The sequence below is a fragment of the Methylobacterium sp. WL7 genome, assembly GCF_008040085.1.
Classification (GTDB): Bacteria; Pseudomonadota; Alphaproteobacteria; order Rhizobiales; family Beijerinckiaceae; genus Methylobacterium; species Methylobacterium mesophilicum.
This window is the reverse complement of record NZ_VRVG01000262.1, coordinates 1-2,871: the sequence shown is the minus strand read 5'-3', so window position 1 is coordinate 2,871 and position 2,871 is coordinate 1. Positions and strand designations below refer to the sequence as shown.

2 protein-coding genes and 1 pseudogene are annotated in these 2,871 nt (G+C 74.4%); 2 read left to right on the top strand and 1 reads right to left on the bottom strand.

Annotated features, from left to right (window positions below):
• The first annotated feature begins 347 nt into the window (after positions 1-347).
• Entirely contained in the window at positions 348-1,442 is a 1,095-nt protein-coding gene (locus FV233_RS28940; RefSeq protein WP_147899586.1) for a glycosyltransferase, read from the top strand.
• Positions 1,439-2,512 carry a glycosyltransferase gene (locus tag FV233_RS28935; protein ID WP_147899585.1) on the top strand — a complete coding sequence of 358 codons (1,074 nt, stop codon included), beginning with the start codon at positions 1,439-1,441 and terminating at the stop codon, positions 2,510-2,512. Before FV233_RS28940 ends, FV233_RS28935 begins: the two co-directional genes overlap by 4 nt.
• A gap of 238 nt (positions 2,513-2,750) precedes the next feature.
• Here the strand turns inward: FV233_RS28935 and FV233_RS31490 are convergent.
• Positions 2,751-2,871: pseudogene (locus FV233_RS31490) on the bottom strand (ISAs1 family transposase); the annotation flags it as partial.

Genomic DNA, 2,871 nt, shown 5'->3' with positions numbered 1-2,871 from the left:
GGGTGGGCCGGCCGTCAGGCCGGGTCGGGAGAGGGGCAGCGCGACGATGCAGGATGGATCAGGCGTCCGCGACCTTTTCGGAAGCGTCGCTCCCCTCTCCCGACCCCTGCTGACGCAGGGGCCACCCTCCCCCGCAAAGGGGGGAGGAAGGGCGGGGATCAGGTCTGGCGTGGATCTCCTGTCCAGCCGGAGGCGATCCAAGACCAGATGGGTCAGCATCAGAGCCCGGACGGGAGAGCCGACCCGCGCCTCGGCCGGCGCCACAGACCCGTGACGCCCATACGCGTGCCGGGGACGGCAGAAACACTGCGTCTAGCGCGCGGATGAGGTTGGGAAGACTAGCTATCATGACCCTCGCAACCGCCACCCCGATCGCCAGGCCCTGCGTCGTGTGCATCCCCGCCCGCAACGAGGCGGAGCGGCTGCCGCTGCTGCTCGCCTCCCTGGCCCGGCAGGACGGCTTTTCGGCCGAGGCGCCGCTGCGGGTGGTGGTTCTCGCCAACAACTGCACCGACGGCACGGTGGCGGCGGTCTGCGCCCTTCAAGAATCCGGCGCCCTCGCAACCGTAGCCCTGCGGGTGATCGAGGCGACGCTTGAGGGCGTGCAGGCCCATGTCGGCACCGCCCGGCGCATGGCCCTCGACGCCGGGGCCGACTGGCTCGACGCCGAGACCGGCCCGGACGGGATCCTGCTCACCACCGACGCCGACGCGCGCCTCCCGGCCGACTGGGTGGCGGCGAACGTGGCGGCCTTGCGCGACGCGGACGTGGTCGGCGGCCGCCTGGTGATCGACGACGACGGCGCGGCCGACCCGCGGCTTGCCGAGCTGCACGCCCGGATCGAGCGCTACTGGGCGGGCGTCCGGCGGCTGGAAGACCTCCTCGATCCGCCGCCGCACGACCCGGCGCCGCGCCACGGCGACCATACCGGCGCCAGCCTCGCCGTCCCGGTGGCGCTGTATCGGGCGGTCGGCGGTCTGCCGCCCCTGCCCTGCGGGGAGGACAACGCCCTCGTCGGGCTGCTGCGGGCGCGGGGCGCCCGGCTGCGCCACTGCCCGGACGTGCGCGTGATGGTCTCGTCCCGCCACACCGGCCGGGTCTCGGGCGGCATGGCCACCGAGATGGCGCGCCGCGCCCGCGTCCTCGACGGAGAGCCGTATCTGCTGCCCGAAGCCGCCCACTGGCAGGCCCTGGTCCTGCGCCGGGCCGAACTGCGCCGGGCGTTCCACCTCGCCGGACCGGCCCGGGCGGAGGCCTGCGCGCGGCTCGGGCTCGGCGCCGCGGACCTGGCCGCCCTGGGCGATTGCCCCAACGACATCGCCTTCGTGGAGCGGGCCGACCCCATCCTCGAATCGCGTGCGCCGCCGGCCCGGGAATGTACCCTCGACCGGGCGCTCGCCGACCTCGACGCCCTCGCCCTGTCGCTGAGGGACGCAGCGTGACGAGCGGGATCGGCTGGTACGTCCACCATCAGGGCGCCGGGCATCTCCAGCGCGCCCGCGCGGTCGCGGCCGCCCTGCCACGGCCCTGCACGCTGATCGGCACCCTCGCCGCGTTCGACGCGGGCGCGATCGCCAGACCCGGCCTCGACGTGCTCGACCTGCCCGACGACCGCCCGCTCGGCGGCTCGGAATTCGATGGCTTGGAATTCGATGGGCGGGACGGCGAGGCCGGGCGGCCGGAGGCGTTCCACTACGCGCCCCTGAACCATCCCGGCGTGCGCGCCCGCATGGCCCGCATCGCCGACTGGGCCGCCCGGACCGACCCGGCGCTGATCGTGGTCGACGTCTCGGTCGAGGTCGCCCTGCTGGCGCGCCTGCTGTCGGTGCCGACCCTGGTGGTGCGCCTCGCCGGCACCCGCACCGACCGGCCGCATCTGGAAGCCTTCCGCAGCGCGACGCGCCTGCTCGCGCCCTTCCCCGAGGCCCTGGACGGGGCCGGCGTGCCGGACTGGGTCCGCGCCAAGACGCATTATGCCGGGTTCCTCGCGGCACCCGCGCAGGCGGCCGCGGCGGCGGGCGACGACATCCTGGTGGTGTTCGGCCGCGGCGGCGCGGGGGGCGACCTGGCGGACCTCGCCGCGGCGGCCCGCGCCGTGCCAGACCGGCCCTGGCACGTGCTGGGACCCGTCTCGGGCTCCGGCGACCTCCCGAGCAACCTGCACCTGCACGGCTGGGTCGGCGACGTCGAGGCCCGGGTCGCCCGGGCGGCCCTGCTGGTGGGCGGCGGCGGCGACGGGCTGGTGGCGCTGGCCGCCGGACAGGCCAAGCGCTTCCTCTGCCTGCCGGAGGAGCGCGCCTACGGCGAGCAGACCGAGAAGGCCGAGGCGCTGCAAAGGCGCGGCGCCGCCATCGTCCACCACGGCTGGCCGGCCGCCGAGGCATGGCCCGGCCTCATCCGCGCCGGCCTGGCCCTCGACCCATCGATCATCGGCGGCCTGTACCGGCCGAGCGCGATCCCGGATTGCGCGGCCACGATCGAGGCGCTGGTCCGGGAGATCGGACGCGGCTGAGGGCCTGTTTGACCGGTCATTCCAATCCTCGCCTCATCCTGAGAGGCGGTGAGCCTTTCGATCGATCGCCCTTCGATGCCCCATGCATCCGACGCCTCAGCGGTGCCGGACGGGCCTATCGCCCCAGTAGGAGCCGCGGGCCCCCTCTCCCGTGCGGGCTACGACGTGGACACATCGCTGCCGGATGAGGGACAAGGCTACCCCCACGCGCATCTCCCTCCCCCCTCTGCGGGCAGGGCTATCGCATTTGGCTGATGAGGCTGAGCAAGTATGTGTCGTTCCATGCGGCGCGCTTGATTTTGGCGCGGATGGATCCCTTCGCGGTGTCGGCGCGCAGGAGGTTGAGAGCGAGGCGGCGC